The following is a 16,708-nucleotide window of genomic DNA, read 5'->3' as shown; positions in this document are numbered from 1 at the left end:
CCAACGCATGGTGCACATTGCCGGATGCGGCGTGAACGCTTTATCCGACCTACAAAAGCATGCAAATTCAATATATTGCATGAGCTATGTAGGCATGATAAGACGCGAAAGCGTCGCATCAGGCAATGAATACCCGATGCGACCAGCTTCTTACATCAGAACAGCCCCAACGGTTTATCCGAGTAGCTCACCAGCAGGCACTTGGTTTGCTGGTAATGCTCAAGCATCATTTTGTGGGTTTCACGGCCAATGCCTGATTGTTTGTAGCCGCCAAACGCCGCATGTGCCGGGTAAGCGTGATAACAGTTGGTCCACACGCGCCCTGCCTGAATGCCGCGCCCCATCTTATAGGCCAGATTACCGTTGCGGCTCCAGACGCCCGCGCCCAGACCATATTGCGTATCGTTCGCCAGCTCCAGCGCTTCTTCCATCGTTTTGAAGGTGGTTACCGCCAGCACCGGGCCAAAAATCTCCTCCTGGAACACGCGCATATTGTTCTGACCAAACAGAATCGTCGGTTCGAGGTAGTAGCCGTCTTTCAGTTCGCCTTCCAGCAGCTTACGTCGCCCGCCGGTGAGCACATCAGCGCCCTCTTTTTTACCGATATCAATGTAGTTGAGGATGGTTTCCAGTTGCCCGTAAGAAACCTGCGCGCCCATTTGCGTCACGCTGTCGAGCGGGTTACCGCTGCGAATGCTTTCGACACGGCGGATAGCGCGTTCCATAAAGCGTTCGTAGATAGACTCCTGCACTAAAGCACGGCTTGGACAGGTGCAAACTTCGCCCTGGTTAAAGGCAAACAGTGCAAAGCCTTCCAGCGCTTTATCGAAAAAGGCATCTTCTTCATCCATCACATCAGCAAAGAAGATATTTGGCGATTTGCCGCCCAGCTCCAGCGTCACCGGAATAATGTTTTGCGTGGCGTATTGCATAATTTGTTGGCCCACTTCCGTTGAGCCGGTAAACGCCACTTTGGCGATGCGTTTCGAGGTCGCCAGATATTCGCCAATTTCCCCACCTGCGCCATTGACCACGTTCACCACCCCTGGCGGCAGTAAATCACCGACGATTTCCATTAGCAGCAGTACAGAAAGCGGAGTAAGACGTGCGGGTTTCAGCACCACACAGTTGCCCGCCGCCAGCGCGGGGGCCATTTTCCAGCTCGCCATCAGCAGCGGGAAGTTCCACGGGATAATCTGCCCCACCACGCCTAACGGTTCATGGAAATGATAGGCCACGGTTTCGCTATCCACTTCACTGATCCCACCTTCCTGCGCCCGAATACACGAGGCGAAATAGCGAAAATGATCAATCGCCAGCGGCACGTCGGCAGCACTGGTTTCGCGAATGGGTTTGCCGTTATCCCAGGTTTCTGCCGTCGCTAAAAGTTCAAGGTTTTGTTCCATTCGATCGGCAATCTTAAACAGAATCGCCGCGCGATCCTGCACCGAGGTGTGCGCCCATTTATCTTTCACTTTATGCGCAGCATCCAGCGCCAGATCGATGTCTCGTTTGCCCGAAGACGCCACTTCGCACAGTAGCTGCCCGGTCACCGGCGTCAGGTTCTGGTAATACTCGCCATCGGCAGGCGCTACCCATTCGCCACCGATAAAGTTGTCGTAGCGGGCTTTTAATTTGAGGGGGAAACCATACTCGCCGGGCTTAATCTGTGCTGAAGGGGGATTATTGGTCATGATCGTCTCCTTGCGGTGTGAGGTATAACAAGGGTAGACGTGACTGGCGAAATCTTCGCCAGTCGGTAACAGCTTTACGACGGCTATCACGAATTTACGGGCAAAAGCTACAGCGGGTAGTGTGCGACGTACACTGCTTGCTGGTTATTAATTCTTTTCTCTTGCGCGAATCCTTCTTTAACAATTGTCCGTAAATCAGCTCGAGCCGTATTATCAGAGACGCCCAAGCTCGCGCTAATTTCAGCAACTGTGTACTCTTTCCCCGGATTGGCGAGCATCACATTCAGGAGCGTTACCTGGCGCGGATTCAGGCGTTTAAGCACACCAGAGCTAAACAGCACACTATCGAGTTTTGCGCTTCGTTGTGTAATTTCATCGATATGCTGCTGCCAGTTTTGCAGAGCACGTTTAATGACACCCGCCTGATATTCAAGGAAATAAGTCAGATCCATACCATCTGATTCAGTGTACTGGTAGCTGGCGGCATATTTGACCGGTGCAGCATGAAGCAAACGGCTGATGGAAATATATTTAAAGACATCGTAGCCCGATTTCAGCATATACCAGTAAAACAGCGCCCGACTGGTGCGCCCGTTGCCATCCCGAAACGGATGTTCATGGGCCAGCATAAAATGCAGAATGCAGGCACGGACCAACGGATGAATATACCCTTCATGGCTGTTTAACCACTGGCAAACTTTTTCCAGCCGTTCCGGTAACAATGCCGCAGCGGGCGGTTGATGCACTATATTGCCATCATAGTCGGCGATCACAACATCATCTGTTTCACGAAATTCTCCCGGACGATATTTCGCGTCATTGATTCCACCCATACCAATGGCATGTAACTGGCGAATAAGCGCAGGTGTCAGCGGTTCTGCGAGTAAGTGCGGAATTTCCGCCATCAGCCGGGCATTTCCCGCAATCATATGCTCGTCTTCAGTGCGTGGCGACCGCCCTGTTTCCAGCATTTTTCTCGCCACCAGCGTTGTAGTATTCGCACCTTCCAGCTGGGAGCTGGTGATCGGCTCTTCCAGGCGTAACTGGCTTAACTCGGCTCCGGCCCCGCGTAACCGTTCAGTCTGATCTTTCAGCGCCAGCGCGGTAGCACGTTTGTCGACAAGCTCGCACGCTTCTGCAATCACCGGGGTAATGTTGAATCCGGCCTGTTCACCCGCTTCATTGCAATAATTAATTCGTTGGATCGCCGCGTTGCGCGCCAGACGGGTAAGCGTCCACGCCACATCGACGTTTTCTCCTTTTTTGATGCGGTACTGCAACTCATCAAAAGGCAGATAACGTCCTTTTTCATCGGTAACCCGGTTAAAGCGCAGGTGGGCCAGGAGTTCCTCACCCGATAAGTGTGATAAAGGAATAAGTCCGGGAGGTGATTTGATAGCCATGTGCTTATCTCAAAAAAGCGCAATATTGAGATAGTGTATAGCAGGAAAGAGAAACTATCTCAAAAAAAGCAAGTTTTGAGATAGTTGAAAAAGCGGCTGACAACTCGCCAGCCGTTGTGGGAATGATGATTACATCGCTGCGCGATAAATCGCCACAATTTCTTCGTGAGTTGCCTGGATCGGGTTAGTAAAGCCGCAGGCATCTTTCAGGGCATTAGTCGCCAGAACCGCGAAATCTTCTTCTTTCACGTTCAGGTCGCGTAGGCCTGCCGGGATATCCACTTTCTTCGCCAGTTCACGGATGGCGTTAATGCAGGCTTCAGCACCTTCCGCGTCGTTTTTACCTGTCACGTTCACGCCCATTGCAGCGGCACAATCACGCAGACGTGCAGCGGCGACTTTGCTGTTGAATACCTGAACATGCGGCAGCAAAACGGCGTTACATACACCGTGTGGCAGGTTGTAGAAACCGCCCAGCTGGTGCGCCATCGCATGAACATAACCCAGAGAAGCATTATTGAACGCCATACCGGCGAGGAACTGGGCATAAGCCATTGCTTCACGCGCTTTCGCATTACTGCCATCTTCAACGGCTAACGGCAGGTTTTCGGCAATCATGGTCACGGCTTTCAGTGCACAAGCGTCAGTGATCGGCGTGGCGGCAATAGAAACATACGCTTCGATAGCGTGCGTTAAGGCATCCATACCCGTTGCGGCGGTCAGTGACTTCGGCATACCGATCATCAGAGAGGAGTCATTGACAGAAAGCAGCGGAGTGACATGTTTATCCACAATCGCCATTTTGATGTGACGCGCTTCGTCAGTGATGATGCAAAAACGGGTCATTTCAGAGGCCGTACCCGCCGTGGTGTTGATGGCGATCATCGGCAGCTGCGGTTTTGCAGAGCGGTCAACGCCTTCATAATCGCGGATGTCACCGCCGTTGGCTGCAACCAGCGCAATACCTTTTGCGCAGTCGTGTGGAGAACCACCGCCTAAGGAAATCACGCTATCGCAATTATTTTCTTTAAGTAATTTCAAACCTGCAGCGACGTTTTCCGTGGTGGGATTAGGTTGGGTGCCATCATAAATAACGCTAAAAATATTGCGTTCTTCCAGTGCTTTTTGCACATCACCCGCCATACCCAATTTCGTTAACATATTGTCGGTGACAATTAAGGTACGGGTAAATCCATAATCTGCCATCATATTCATTGCATCATTCAATGAATCAGCACCAATAACATTCACGGAAGGAATAAAAAAGGTTGAAGCTGCCATAACACACTCCTGAAAGTGTAAAAAAGGGCGGGCAGCTTACTGAGAATTTTCATTTGAAAATATGATCAATATTACCGTTTATTAAAATATTTTTAATAAAAAGCACGTTACATTCATCAAATAACGTGCCTTCTTAACATTAATAAGAAATTTTGTATTAATTCATATTTATTATGAATTAATCATTTCCTTATTTTTCCGGAAATAATAATGCGTCGCGCAATAAATGATCATTTCCACGACGACGCGTAAAGCCAATGCGGTCAAAATATTCCAGAATCTGAATTGCCAGCTTGCGGCCTACGCCTAAGCGATCGCGGAAATCCGCCGCGCAGGTTGAACCACATTCCTGATCGAGATCGCGGATCATATTGGCAAATTCGACAATCCGATCGTTACGGTAATAACGATCTTTGACGATCGCAGTAATTATCCCCTGTTGGGCCGCCTGGCGTAGCGTCAGGCGCATTGCCTGCTCGTCGGTTCCCGTCTCTTTTGCCAGGTCACGCACCCACCATGGCTCGTCACCAAACAGCGGCTCTGCTTTTTGCCAGATGGCCTGCTGCTCTTCGCTGAAGCCCGCTTTATGATCCGGCAGATGCAGCCAGCCGTGATGGCTGTGGATGTCGCCGCTTTCGCGCATCTTTTCAATCAGCAACAGTACCAGCGCTTCATCTTCCATTGGCAACGCCATACGTCGCAGACGTTCGCGCCCAGGACCAGGTTCATCGCGATGTTGCTCATGATAAGTCGCTAATGTGTCGAGAATTTTCCGCTGCCAGCGGGCGGCAACTGGCGCATTCAACAAGCTGTAACCAGCCTGAATATAGCCAGGCTGTTGCAGCAGTTCGCGCATCCCTTCGCCGTTGAGCTGCCGTGCCCAGGCGAAATCCGCAAGGTTAACCGCGCCGCGTTCCAGATGAACAGATAACGCATCGGCATCGCTCTGCGCCCGTGCAAGAGACGCCAGCCATTGCAGATATTCCGGCTTACGCTTACCGCGACGCGGCGGGTTAAGCATCACCACACGCGCCCCCGCCAGCGTGTTGCGGGCCGAGATATCGCGCAGCACTATGCGATCGTTATCCGCCAGCCACAGCGGCGTGTCGAACACCAGCTCGGCAAGGTTATCTTCCAGTAGCGAAACACGTCCCGTAACGTGGCTGGCGGCGTGGTGAATATGCAGCGGCTGCCACTGGGTCAGCGGTGTATGGGTTTGAAGCTCGACAATCACCCGTGTGAACGGCTCCGGCGGCACATCGGCAAGCAGCCAGTCGCCACGGTTAATCTGCTCTTTTTCCGCATCACCCGCGATGTTAAGCGCGATACGCTGCCCGGCATGGGCAGTTTCTGTTGGCTGATTTTGCGCATGCAGCGCACGCACGCGCATCGGTTTATTTACACCAGTCAGCCAGAGTGAATCGCCTACTTTCACTTCCCCGCTTAACGCCGTACCGGTGACGACCAGCCCGGCACCTTTTACGGTAAATGCGCGGTCGATCGCGAGGCGGAAACTATGTTGGCTGGCGTGTTCACGTTCTGGTAACTGAAGCAGATGCTCGCGCAGGGCATCAATTCCCCGACCTTCGGTTGCTGCGGTGATAAACAGTTTTGCCTCAGCAAAACCGTATTCCCGCAGCACCTCCTTTACCTGGCGTTCAACCTCATCAACACGCGCTTCGTCCACGCGATCGGCTTTGGTCAGCGCCACTGTCAGCATCGGGTTACCGGTCAGCTGCAAAATCGCCAGATGCTCACGGGTCTGTGCCATCACACCGTCATCGCACGCCACCACCAACAGCGCGTGATCGATACCACCAACGCCCGCCAGCATGTTGGAAAGAAACTTTTCATGACCGGGTACGTCGATAAAACCAGGCACGCGACCATCCGGCTGCGGCCAGTAGGCATAGCCGAGATCGATGGTCATGCCGCGCTTTTTTTCTTCCGGCAGACGGTCGGCATTTACGCCCGTAATCGCCTGCAACAAGGTTGTTTTGCCGTGGTCAACGTGTCCGGCAGTCGTAATAATCATTTCAACAACATCTCCAAAAACCGTTGCTCATCTTCAAGGCAGCGTAAATCCAGCCACAATCGTCCGTCATAAATACGACCAATCACCGGCACTGGCAATTCACGCCAGCGGGCGGCTAATGACTCAAGGTGGCTACCGCGTCCATCATGGGGGGTAAACGTTAATGCCGCGCTCGGCAGGCGATCAACCGGCAGCGAACCACTGCCGATCTGCGAAAGACATGGCATAACCTGTACCGCAAACTCCGCGCCGTAATGTGCGGCAAGGAGAGCCTGTAAACGTTGTGCCTGGATTTGAATGACCTCTGCGCTGCGGGTAAGCAGGCGCAGGGTCGGTAATTTTTCACTCAGAGCTTCAGGGTGTAAATAAAGACGCAACGTGGCTTCCAGCGCCGCGAGGGTCATTTTATCCGCGCGTAATGCACGCTTCAGCGGGTGGCTTTGCAGGCGGGCGATCATTTCTTTTTTACCAACAATAATTCCTGCCTGCGGCCCGCCTAACAGCTTGTCGCCGGAGAAGCTCACCAGACTGACGCCCGCCGCAATCAACTCCTGCGGCATTGGCTCTTTCGGCAAACCGTACTGGCTAAGATCGACCAGCGAGCCACTGCCTAAATCAGTCACCACTGGAACATCCAGTTCTTTGCCGAGCGCCACCAGTTCCGCTTCATCTATCGCTTTGGTGAACCCCTGAATGCTGTAGTTACTGGTATGTACTTTCATCAACAGTGCGGTATTTTCATTCACCGCCTGACGATAATCATTCGCGTGCGTGCGGTTGGTGGTCCCTACTTCGTGTAGGGTGCATCCTGCCTGACGCATAACATCGGGAATACGAAACGCGCCGCCAATCTCCACCAGTTCGCCGCGAGAAACCACCACCTCTTTCCCGCTGGCAGTGGCCGCCAACATCAATAACACCGCCGCCGCATTGTTATTAACGATACAGGCATCTTCCGCCCCCGTAATACGGCACAGCAGCTGCGCCAGCGCCCGATCGCGATGTCCACGTCCGGCGTCGTCCAGATCGTACTCGAGGGTCACTGGCGAACGCATAGCCTTCGTAACGGCTTCCACCGCGGCTTCCGCCTGTAAAGCTCGCCCAAGGTTGGTATGCAGCACGGTTCCCGTCAGGTTGATCACCGGACGCAGCGCGCTTTGCGCCTCTTTCGTCAACCGGGCATCGACTTCTTGCGCCCAGTTTTCACACCACGCGGGCAGCGTCTGGCTGTCACGAATCACTTCTCGCGCTTCGTCAAGCATCTGACGCAGCAATTCCACCACGCGGGTGTGACCATAAGTATCACGCAAAGAAAGGAAGGAGCTATCGCGCAATAAGCGATCAATAGCCGGAAGTTGACTATAGAGGGAACGCGTTTCGGTTGTCATAGGAAACCTGGCTGATCAAGGCCCTCTCACACGGAGAAGGGCGTTTAACATAACCACGGATTGTAACGTGAGATGGGTCAGGAGGACATATCGCGCATCAAGCCTTTGGCGGTTCGGTGCGAGCAAAACTTTCGCGGCTAAACAGGTTTTCGACCAGTTTGACTAAGTGTGGGCGGTCGACACACCAGCCTGGCGCAACGCGGCGGAAATTGAGATATCCGACCGCACAGGCAATGGCGATAGTCGCCAGATTGACCGTATCGGTTTTGAGCGTGCCATCGACCAGATATCCTTCCAGCACATCCAGACTGCGGTTGATTTTCTCACGCTGACGTAACAATTCATCTTCAGACTGCTGCGCCGCCGGACGCGCCTGTTCACGCACCGATACCAGCCCGGCATCCATAATGCCATCCGCCAGCGCCTCAATTTTGCGCACCCGCAACGACTCCAGCGGATCACGCGGCAACATCGCCGGAGCAACATTCATTAATTCAATATATTCAGCGATGATCGGCGAATCAAACCAGCATTCGCCCTCTTCGGTCACCAGCACCGGCACTTTTCCTAACGGGTTAAATTGCGCCACGCCGTTGTCCGCGTTATAGGGCAGTTCATTAATAAATTCGAACGTTATGCCCTTTTCTAACAACAGAATAGAAAGTTTGCGTACAAACGGGCTGGTGTAGCTACCGACGAGTTTCATGCCGAGTCCTTTGTGCGAGGAAAAATATCAGTATGGCTCAGGCTCGCGCAAAACACAGGTGATACAAGTCTCAATGATCCAAATAAAGATAATGCATCCAACTGGTCATTCTTAGCAGCACTTTCCGCATCACCGAAACATGGCTGAAATGGTCGGAGTAAACTGCCACCTGGGCGTAGATGCCGTCGGGTAAGGCATCGATATCAGCGTTAGGGTCCAGCTCAATGGTTCCCAGCACACCGTCCGTGCCGGGCACGACCGTTAATGATTGCAATACCCCCTGCGCCTGATAAGAACCGCCTGGCACGACAGGTAAAATACTGGTCAGTTTGCCGTGAAACACCTGCCCAGGTAGCGCGTTAAACACCACTTCCGCATCATCGCCGGGTTTCAGACGTAACAGCGAGTTTTGCCGAAATTGGGCGACAATTTGCCGTTTTTGCTCGGGGATGAAGACCATCACCGGACGCAGCGGCAAGGCAGCGGCGTATGTACCTGGGCGGATCAGTACCTGAGTGACGTAGCCATTGCTCGGTGCGCGAATGACGGTCTGCTCAAGGTTATATTTTGCTTCAGTAAGTTGCGCTCTTAAGCTCACAATCTGCGATTGCTCGCCGTTAACCATACTGTCGAGCTGGCTCTGGATCTGCGCCTGCTCCGCCACCGAGCCTTTCACCAGCGCATCCTGCGCGAGGAAATTTTGCCGCGCATCGTCGATGTCACGTTCCGAGAACGGATTCACCGCCGCCTGGCTGCCTTTCAGATAACGTTGATAATTTTTAAACAGACGGTCGCGCTCCGCTGAAACCTGGGTGGTGTTGGCCTGCGCTTCAGTGAGTTGCGCGCGCAGCGTCTTTATATTATGCGTCGCCGTCATCAGGTCTGCCTGAAGTCTGTCAACTCGCGCCTGGTAACGAACCGGCTCGAGCTTAAAAAGCACCTCGCCCTTCTGAATAAGCTGATTATTTTTGTCGGTGACTTCAGTAACAATTCCCGTCACCTGTGGCGTGATGGGGATCGCTATCACTGCCTTTTGCGCGGTAAAAGTGTAAGGGTGGTTGTAGTTCATCAACAAGATCAAACCACTCACCAGAAACACGCCTCCCAGCGCCGCCGTCGCCAGCGTCCACTGATTTACCGGAATGCGGAAGATTTTAAAGACCGCCCACGCCAGCGCCACGTAAGTTAAAACAATCAATAGATCCATATTTAGATCTCCGGAAACGTGGAATAGTCAGTCTTTTTCTCGGCGGCGAGTTGATGCTCCAGCCGGGAAATTCGGTCAGAAAGTGCGGCGATTTCCGGGTCAGTCGCTTTCTCTTGCGACGCAACATGTGACTGCATGCCCCAGCCGCGCTCCGGTTGATAGAGCGTCGCCCAGATCCACAGGAACGGCCAGATAACATGTAGAGTAAACAGGCTCACCCAGCCCGCCGTATGAATAGCGTCGGCATGGGGATGGTTGCGCTTTTTGGCAATCAGATAAGGGATGTCATGTATCGCGATGATTCCATAAAAAATCACCAGAAAGACGAAGATCAGCACTCCCAACGCGAAATAGTTTAGAAACATATCTGCCTCGGATTCACGTTTATCAGTGTTGTTTTTTGGCTGGCAGCCAGAAGGGAGTCAGGCTGATATTTTGACAATAATCCGGGTTCGCGATTCTCGCCATAACACCAAAGAATAATTTTAAGAGGTGATGAGTTGCTTAGTTACATAACGATTTCATGACGAAGGCATAACATGCTGTAGATCACATCAGGTGAACGCCGTAAGAAAATATCTTGTGATTCAGATCACAAAGATTCAACAAACCATCAAAACAAAAATGTGACATTACTCACATTTAAATGCCATTTTTAGCGAAAATCGCCGCCTTGTTGCTTTTTTACACAAGCATTTTGTGATGAGCATCACGTCAATTACCTCTCTACCCCCTACATTTATGTGACTGATATCACACAAAAGGCCGCCGACTGGACAGTTAACCGATTCAGTGCCAGATTTCGCAGTATCTACAAGGTCCGGCTACCTCTGCCGCCACATTAACAAAAAACCTCGGGCTTCCAGCCTGCGCGACAGCAAACATAAGAAGGGGTGTTTTTATGTCATCCGATATTAAGATCAAAGTGCAAAGCTTTGGTCGTTTCCTCAGCAACATGGTGATGCCAAATATCGGCGCGTTTATCGCGTGGGGTATCATCACCGCGTTATTTATTCCAACAGGGTGGTTACCGAACGAAACGCTGGCGAAGCTGGTCGGGCCGATGATCACTTATCTCCTGCCGCTGCTGATCGGTTATACCGGTGGTAAGCTGGTTGGCGGCGAACGTGGCGGCGTAGTCGGTGCCATTACCACCATGGGCGTTATCGTCGGCGCAGACATGCCGATGTTCCTCGGCTCTATGATTGCAGGTCCGCTGGGCGGCTGGTGCATTAAGCACTTCGACCGCTGGGTAGACGGTAAGATCAAATCCGGTTTTGAGATGCTGGTGAATAACTTCTCCGCAGGCATCATCGGGATGATCCTCGCTATTCTGGCATTCCTCGGCATTGGCCCGATTGTTGAAGCCCTGTCCAAAATGCTGGCGGCGGGCGTTAACTTCATGGTTGTCCATGACATGCTGCCGCTGGCGTCTATCTTTGTTGAACCGGCGAAAATCCTGTTCCTCAACAACGCCATTAACCACGGTATCTTCTCGCCGCTGGGTATTCAGCAGTCCCATGAACTGGGTAAATCCATCTTCTTCCTGATTGAAGCTAACCCAGGTCCAGGTATGGGCGTGCTGCTGGCGTACATGTTCTTTGGTCGTGGTAGCGCTAAACAGTCTGCGGGCGGTGCGGCAATCATCCACTTCCTGGGGGGTATCCACGAAATCTACTTCCCGTATGTGCTGATGAATCCGCGTCTGATTCTGGCCGTTATCCTCGGCGGTATGACTGGCGTATTCACGCTGACTATCCTGGGCGGTGGGCTGGTTTCTCCGGCATCTCCGGGTTCTATCCTTGCTGTACTGGCGATGACGCCAAAAGGTGCTTACTTCGCTAACATCGCGGGTGTGTGTGCGGCGATGGCAGTTTCCTTCGTTGTCTCTGCCATTCTGCTGAAAACCAGCAAAGTGAAAGAAGAAGATGATATTGAAGCTGCTGCACGTCGCGTTCAGGAAATGAAAGCTGAGTCTAAAGGTGCGTCTCCGCTGTCTGCAGGCGATGTGACTAACGACCTGAGCCACGTCCGTAAAATCATCGTTGCCTGTGATGCCGGTATGGGTTCCAGTGCGATGGGTGCAGGCGTGCTGCGTAAGAAAATTCAGGATGCAGGTCTGTCGCAGATTTCGGTCACTAACAGCGCGATCAACAACCTGCCGCCAGATGTGGACCTGGTCATCACTCACCGTGACCTGACCGAACGCGCTATGCGCCAGGTTCCGCAGGCACAGCATATTTCGCTGACCAACTTCCTCGACAGCGGCCTGTACACCAGCCTGACCGAACGTCTGGTTGCTGCCCAGCGCCATACTGAAAACGAAGTGAAAGTGAAAGACAGTCTGAAAGACAGCTTTGACGATTCCAGTGCTAACCTGTTCAAACTGGGCGCGGAGAACATCTTCCTCGGTCGCAAAGCGGCCACCAAAGAAGAAGCGATTCGTTTTGCTGGCGAGCAACTGGTGAAAGGCGGTTACGTTGAGCCGGAATACGTTCAGGCGATGCTGGATCGTGAAAAACTGACCCCGACTTATCTGGGTGAGTCTATCGCGGTGCCACACGGTACGGTTGAAGCGAAAGATCGCGTACTCAAAACGGGCGTCGTGTTCTGCCAGTACCCGGAAGGCGTGCGCTTCGGTGAAGAAGAAGATGACATTGCCCGTCTGGTGATTGGGATTGCTGCCCGTAACAACGAGCACATTCAGGTGATCACCAGCCTGACCAATGCACTGGATGATGAGTCCGTCATCGAGCGTCTGGCACACACCACCAGCGTGGATGAAGTGCTGGAATTGCTGGCAGGTCGTAAGTAATCCATTCCCACCCTCTCCGCATGAAGAAGGTGGGGCTAATTGCTTGATGCGCTTCGCTTATCAGGCCTACAACATAAAGCACAATTTGTTTTGTCGGTCGGATAAGGTGTTTACGCCGCATCCGGCAGTCGGTGCACAATGCCTGATGCGACGCTGACGCGTCTTATCAGACCTACAGGTCAGTGCCAAACACGTAGGCCGGATAAGGCGGTTTACGCCGCATCCGGCAAAAAGCCCCTCTCCTCACGGAGAGGGTTTGGGTGAGGGAAAAGCCTCACCCCAGCCCTCTCGGGTAAAAACATTGATGAAGGTTAATACTATGAAAGCATTACATTTTGGCGCAGGTAATATCGGTCGTGGCTTTATCGGTAAACTGCTGGCAGACGCAGGTATCCAACTGACGTTTGCCGATGTAAATCAGGTGGTGCTTGATGCCCTGAATGCCCGTCATAGCTATCAGGTTCATGTGGTTGGTGAAACCGAGCAGGTAGATACCGTTTCTGGCGTCGATGCCGTCAGCAGCATTGGTGATGATGTCGTTGATCTGATTGCTCAGGTTGATTTAGTCACTACCGCCGTTGGCCCGGTCGTGCTGGAACGTATTGCTCCGGCCATCGCCAAAGGGCTGGTGAAACGTAAAGAACAAGGTAATGAATCTCCGCTGAACATCATCGCCTGTGAAAACATGGTCCGCGGCACCACGCAGCTGAAAGGCCATGTGATGAACGCCCTGCCCGAAGACGCCAAAGCGTGGGTAGAAGAACACGTTGGCTTTGTTGATTCCGCCGTTGACCGCATCGTACCGCCTTCGGCTTCGGCAACTAACGATCCGCTGGAAGTGACGGTAGAAACCTTCAGCGAATGGATTGTCGATAAAACCCAGTTCAAAGGCACGCTGCCAAACATCCCTGGCATGGAATTAACCGACAATCTGATGGCATTTGTCGAACGTAAACTCTTCACCCTGAATACAGGTCATGCTATAACCGCGTACCTCGGAAAACTGGCGGGTCATCAGACCATTCGTGACGCAATTCTCGACGAGAAAATCCGCGCGGTGGTAAAAGGGGCAATGGAAGAAAGTGGTGCAGTATTGATCAAGCGCTACGGCTTTGACGCTGACAAGCATGCGGCATACATCCAGAAAATCCTTGGTCGTTTCGAGAACCCGTACCTGAAAGATGATGTAGAACGCGTAGGCCGTCAGCCGCTGCGTAAACTGAGTGCTGGCGACCGTCTGATCAAGCCACTGCTCGGAACCCTGGAATATGGTCTGCCACATAAAAACCTGATTGAAGGTATTGCCGCTGCAATGCACTTCCGCAGTGAAGATGATCCGCAGGCTCAGGAACTGGCAGCGCTGATTGCCGACAAAGGCCCACAAGCCGCGCTGGCACAGATTTCCGGTCTTGATGCCAACAGCGAGGTTGTATCCGAGGCGGTAACCGCTTATAAAGCAATGCAATAATGGTGGACCAGGCGCAGGATACCCTGCGCCCGAATAACAGATTGTCAGATATGCAGGCAACAATGGAACAAACCCAGGCCTTTGAAAACCGTGTGCTTGAGCGTCTGAATGCTGGCAAAACCGTGCGAAGCTTTCTGATCACCGCCGTCGAGCTTTTGACCGAGGCGGTAAATCTTCTGGTGCTTCAGGTATTCCGCAAAGACGATTACGCGGTGAAGTATGCTGTAGAACCGTTACTCGACGGCGATGGTCCGCTGGGCGATCTTTCTGTGCGTTTAAAACTCATTTACGGGTTGGGCGTCATTAACCGCCAGGAATACGAAGATGCGGAACTGCTGATGGCATTGCGTGAAGAGCTAAATCACGACGGCAACGAGTACGCTTTTACCGACGACGAAATCCTTGGACCCTTTGGTGAACTGCATTGCGTGGCGGCGTTACCACCGCCGCCACAGTTTGAACCTGCAGACTCCAGTTTGTATGCAATGCAAATTCAGCGTTACCAACAGGCTGTACGATCAACAATGGTCCTTTCACTGACAGAGCTGATTTCCAAAATCAGCTTAAAAAAAGCCTTTCAAAAGTAAGTACTTTCGCTTACTTCTCCTCTACCTGTTTCGGACGATAAAGCTGACGATAATACTCCAGACGTTGTAGATATAACGGCACGCTTTCATCAGGTATTCCGGACGGAATCGCGTTACGGGGAGGTAGTTTTTTCAGATACTCCCGGAACGCCTGGCTCGATGCCATGAAATCTACGGCTTTATCGATAAGAAGCGGAACGTTTTCACCTAATTTGCCCATGATGATATCTCCGTATTACCCCGCGCCGGGAATGCGCGGCCGCCAATTTTAGTTTAGATCCCGGTATAAATGACATTAAGGAAAACGTGCTCAATCCTCAATAATCACCTGCTTCTGTTGACTATCTTTTTTCTTTAAATTTCTTAACTAATCAATGTATTGGGTGATTTTTTAACGCATTAATGGTTACAATCTGGAACTATTACAATGCCATCAGTTGTGAACAAAGCACCTGGTCGCGCATACTAGAGGCTATAAATTTATCTCTATCAGAAGTCATCACATGAAAGAAGTCGAAAAAAACGAAATCAAACGTCTCAGCGATCGTCTGGACGCCATCCGTCACCAGCAGGCCGATCTATCGCTGGTTGAAGCCGCAGACAAATATGCCGAACTGGAAAAAGAGAAAGCCACGCTGGAAGCAGAAATTGCTCGCCTGCGCGAAGTTCACAGCCAGAAACTCAGCAAAGAAGCGCAGAAACTGATGAAGATGCCGTTCCAGCGTGCAATCACCAAAAAAGAGCAGGCTGATATGGGCAAACTGAAAAAAAGTGTTCGCGGACTGGTGGTTGTGCACCCAATGACCGCGCTGGGCCGTGAAATGGGCCTGCAAGAGATGACAGGGTTCTCAAAGACTGCGTTTTAAGTTCCTTTCTCGTCGCTGTAACTACTGCCACTCACGATTTACTCGCTCCTGCTGGCACATGCAGGAGCCTGTGCCACTCATTAAATACGATGTCTTTCTTACCGTAAACTGTTTCAGTTTCCCCTCGAGTTTGAGGTATTTTTGCAGGCTAAAATCTGAAAATTTGTTGCGCAACAACAAGTGATATATAAATCATAAAAATAAATAATCGAATTATGATGCATGATTATTTATCTTTCCCCATAAACACAGCAAATTTCATCACAACACATCATTTATATGAATATAAAATCTCCCTGCGCTCCCCAGCCTAAGACACTAAACATTTGACATTGATTGATACCGCTCATTAAAATTCGCGCGACTCATAACATTCGCTACAAACTGAAATCAGTTGTCATTTAATAAAACGTCCGTAATACCAATTATTTCAATAAATCTCTTATAAGTTTTATTGCGAATACATATATAAAAAACATTCATCAGAAGAATGAATATGGCGTAATTATCAACATATTGGGGTTATGAAAAGGAATTCATCCTATGAGCATGAAAACACTTTTAAACGTGTTAACAATATTTTCACTAGGTACATTAACAGGCTGTGATTATATTGAAAAAGCGAGTCTGATCGATGATCTTGCCAAACAGCAAGAGTTGCAAAAAAGTAAAATAGAGGAGCTTGAGAAACAACAAGAACAATATAAAAATAAAGCAGAACTGTTTGAAAAACAACAAAATAATATCACAAACAGCACCAGAATACTTGCCAGCATTGTAAAGACAGTCAAAGAAAAACAGGACGAATTTGTCTTCACCGAATTTAACCCGCTACAAACCCAATACTTCATTTTAAATAACGGCTCGGTCGGTTTGGCAGGCCGGGTGCTGGCTATTGATGCGGTTGAAAATGGCAGTGTCATTCGTATTTCGCTGGTTAACTTATTAAGCGTTCCCGTATCAAATATTGGCTTTCATGCGACATGGGGGAATGAGAAACCCACCGATGCCAAAGCTCTGGCGAAATGGCAACAATTACTATTCAACACCACCCTGAATTCCACTCTGCAATTAATGCCTGGTCAATGGCAAGACATTAATCTGACATTAAAAGGCGTCTCGCCTAATAACCTGAAGTATCTGAAGTTGTCCATCAATATGGCTAATCTTCAGTTCGACACTGTTCAACCTGCTGAAACCCGGCAGCGGAAAAACAAAAAATAAATGCAGCTTCTGCGCTTATATCAAGGAATAGAGA

At 51.0% G+C, this 16,708-nt stretch carries 14 protein-coding genes; 5 read left to right on the top strand and 9 right to left on the bottom strand.

Annotation, left to right across the window (positions count from 1 at the left end; genetic code table 11):
* Positions 1–155: 155 nt before the first annotated feature.
* The 8 genes from aldB to ACJHX4_RS09940 form a co-directional block, all read right to left on the bottom strand.
* Entirely contained in the window at positions 156–1,694 is a 1,539-nt protein-coding gene (gene aldB, locus ACJHX4_RS09975) for an aldehyde dehydrogenase AldB (protein WP_001296522.1), read from the bottom strand.
* A 107-nt stretch (positions 1,695–1,801) separates the two neighbouring features.
* Entirely contained in the window at positions 1,802–3,097 is a 1,296-nt protein-coding gene (locus ACJHX4_RS09970; RefSeq protein WP_000985737.1) for a Fic family protein, read from the bottom strand.
* A gap of 129 nt (positions 3,098–3,226) precedes the next feature.
* The gene (yiaY, locus tag ACJHX4_RS09965) at positions 3,227–4,378 is read right to left on the bottom strand and encodes an L-threonine dehydrogenase (protein WP_000741500.1); all 1,152 of its coding nucleotides are present in this window, start codon (positions 4,376–4,378) and stop codon (positions 3,227–3,229) included.
* Between the two features lie 190 nt (positions 4,379–4,568).
* Positions 4,569–6,413 carry a selenocysteine-specific translation elongation factor gene (gene selB, locus ACJHX4_RS09960; RefSeq protein WP_000587626.1) on the bottom strand — a complete coding sequence of 615 codons (1,845 nt, stop codon included), beginning with the start codon at positions 6,411–6,413 and terminating at the stop codon, positions 4,569–4,571.
* Entirely contained in the window at positions 6,410–7,801 is a 1,392-nt protein-coding gene (gene selA, locus ACJHX4_RS09955) for an L-seryl-tRNA(Sec) selenium transferase (RefSeq protein WP_000206260.1), read from the bottom strand. The genes selB and selA overlap by 4 nt, the downstream gene beginning before the upstream one ends.
* Positions 7,802–7,898: 97 nt before the next feature.
* Entirely contained in the window at positions 7,899–8,507 is a 609-nt protein-coding gene (locus ACJHX4_RS09950; RefSeq protein ID WP_000779792.1) for a glutathione S-transferase, read from the bottom strand.
* 70 nt (positions 8,508–8,577) lie between these two features.
* Entirely contained in the window at positions 8,578–9,714 is a 1,137-nt protein-coding gene (locus tag ACJHX4_RS09945) for an HlyD family secretion protein (protein WP_000364952.1), read from the bottom strand.
* A 2-nt stretch (positions 9,715–9,716) separates the two neighbouring features.
* Positions 9,717–10,079 (bottom strand): DUF3302 domain-containing protein, encoded by a 363-nt coding sequence (locus tag ACJHX4_RS09940; protein WP_000479624.1) that lies wholly within the window; start codon positions 10,077–10,079, stop codon positions 9,717–9,719.
* A 536-nt stretch (positions 10,080–10,615) separates the two neighbouring features.
* Here ACJHX4_RS09940 and mtlA point away from each other — a divergent pair.
* The 3 genes from mtlA (at position 10,616) to mtlR (ending at position 14,584) form a co-directional block, all read left to right on the top strand.
* On the top strand, positions 10,616–12,529 hold the full coding sequence (mtlA, locus tag ACJHX4_RS09935) for a PTS mannitol transporter subunit IICBA (RefSeq protein WP_000093245.1): 1,914 nt from the start codon (positions 10,616–10,618) through the stop codon (positions 12,527–12,529).
* 319 nt (positions 12,530–12,848) lie between these two features.
* On the top strand, positions 12,849–13,997 hold the full coding sequence (gene mtlD, locus ACJHX4_RS09930) for a mannitol-1-phosphate 5-dehydrogenase (protein WP_000645408.1): 1,149 nt from the start codon (positions 12,849–12,851) through the stop codon (positions 13,995–13,997).
* Positions 13,997–14,584, top strand: a complete 588-nt coding sequence (gene mtlR, locus ACJHX4_RS09925; protein ID WP_000228269.1) for a mannitol operon repressor MtlR — start codon at positions 13,997–13,999, stop codon at positions 14,582–14,584. The genes mtlD and mtlR overlap by 1 nt, the downstream gene beginning before the upstream one ends.
* A gap of 10 nt (positions 14,585–14,594) precedes the next feature.
* On the opposite strand, the gene yibT is transcribed toward mtlR, so the two are convergent.
* Positions 14,595–14,804, bottom strand: coding sequence for a protein YibT (gene yibT / locus ACJHX4_RS09920; protein WP_000517097.1), 210 nt, complete (start codon positions 14,802–14,804; stop codon positions 14,595–14,597).
* 283 nt (positions 14,805–15,087) lie between these two features.
* On the opposite strand from yibT, the gene ACJHX4_RS09915 reads away from it, so the two are divergent.
* Together ACJHX4_RS09915 and ACJHX4_RS09910 are read left to right on the top strand one after the other, a co-directional pair.
* The gene (locus ACJHX4_RS09915) at positions 15,088–15,450 is read left to right on the top strand and encodes a YibL family ribosome-associated protein (protein ID WP_000665680.1); all 363 of its coding nucleotides are present in this window, start codon (positions 15,088–15,090) and stop codon (positions 15,448–15,450) included.
* 543 nt (positions 15,451–15,993) lie between these two features.
* The gene (locus ACJHX4_RS09910) at positions 15,994–16,674 is read left to right on the top strand and encodes a DUF3251 domain-containing protein (RefSeq protein ID WP_000062145.1); all 681 of its coding nucleotides are present in this window, start codon (positions 15,994–15,996) and stop codon (positions 16,672–16,674) included.
* Positions 16,675–16,708: the final 34 nt, after the last annotated feature.

Origin of the sequence: Escherichia sp. WS2035 (genome assembly GCF_046487065.1) — a bacterium.
GTDB classification, from domain to species: Bacteria; Pseudomonadota; Gammaproteobacteria; order Enterobacterales; family Enterobacteriaceae; genus Escherichia; species Escherichia coli.
The sequence above is the reverse complement of the archived record's forward strand: the minus strand, read 5'-3'. Positions and strand labels throughout refer to the sequence as shown.

Excerpts from the sequence above, each read along its gene's own strand:
- yiaY (WP_000741500.1), bottom strand. The coding sequence starts at position 4,378 with ATGGCAGCTTCAACCTTTTTTATTCCTTCCGTGAATGTTATTGGTGCT.
- ACJHX4_RS09970 (WP_000985737.1), bottom strand. The coding sequence starts at position 3,097 with ATGGCTATCAAATCACCTCCCGGACTTATTCCTTTATCACACTTATCG.
- ACJHX4_RS09945 (WP_000364952.1), bottom strand. The coding sequence starts at position 9,714 with ATGGATCTATTGATTGTTTTAACTTACGTGGCGCTGGCGTGGGCGGTC.
- selA (WP_000206260.1), bottom strand. The coding sequence starts at position 7,801 with ATGACAACCGAAACGCGTTCCCTCTATAGTCAACTTCCGGCTATTGAT.
- ACJHX4_RS09910 (WP_000062145.1), top strand. The coding sequence starts at position 15,994 with ATGAGCATGAAAACACTTTTAAACGTGTTAACAATATTTTCACTAGGT.
- yibT (WP_000517097.1), bottom strand. The coding sequence starts at position 14,804 with ATGGGCAAATTAGGTGAAAACGTTCCGCTTCTTATCGATAAAGCCGTA.
- ACJHX4_RS09940 (WP_000479624.1), bottom strand. The coding sequence starts at position 10,079 with ATGTTTCTAAACTATTTCGCGTTGGGAGTGCTGATCTTCGTCTTTCTG.
- mtlA (WP_000093245.1), top strand. The coding sequence starts at position 10,616 with ATGTCATCCGATATTAAGATCAAAGTGCAAAGCTTTGGTCGTTTCCTC.
- aldB (WP_001296522.1), bottom strand. The coding sequence starts at position 1,694 with ATGACCAATAATCCCCCTTCAGCACAGATTAAGCCCGGCGAGTATGGT.
- ACJHX4_RS09915 (WP_000665680.1), top strand. The coding sequence starts at position 15,088 with ATGAAAGAAGTCGAAAAAAACGAAATCAAACGTCTCAGCGATCGTCTG.
- mtlD (WP_000645408.1), top strand. The coding sequence starts at position 12,849 with ATGAAAGCATTACATTTTGGCGCAGGTAATATCGGTCGTGGCTTTATC.
- selB (WP_000587626.1), bottom strand. The coding sequence starts at position 6,413 with ATGATTATTACGACTGCCGGACACGTTGACCACGGCAAAACAACCTTG.
- mtlR (WP_000228269.1), top strand. The coding sequence starts at position 13,997 with ATGGTGGACCAGGCGCAGGATACCCTGCGCCCGAATAACAGATTGTCA.
- ACJHX4_RS09950 (WP_000779792.1), bottom strand. The coding sequence starts at position 8,507 with ATGAAACTCGTCGGTAGCTACACCAGCCCGTTTGTACGCAAACTTTCT.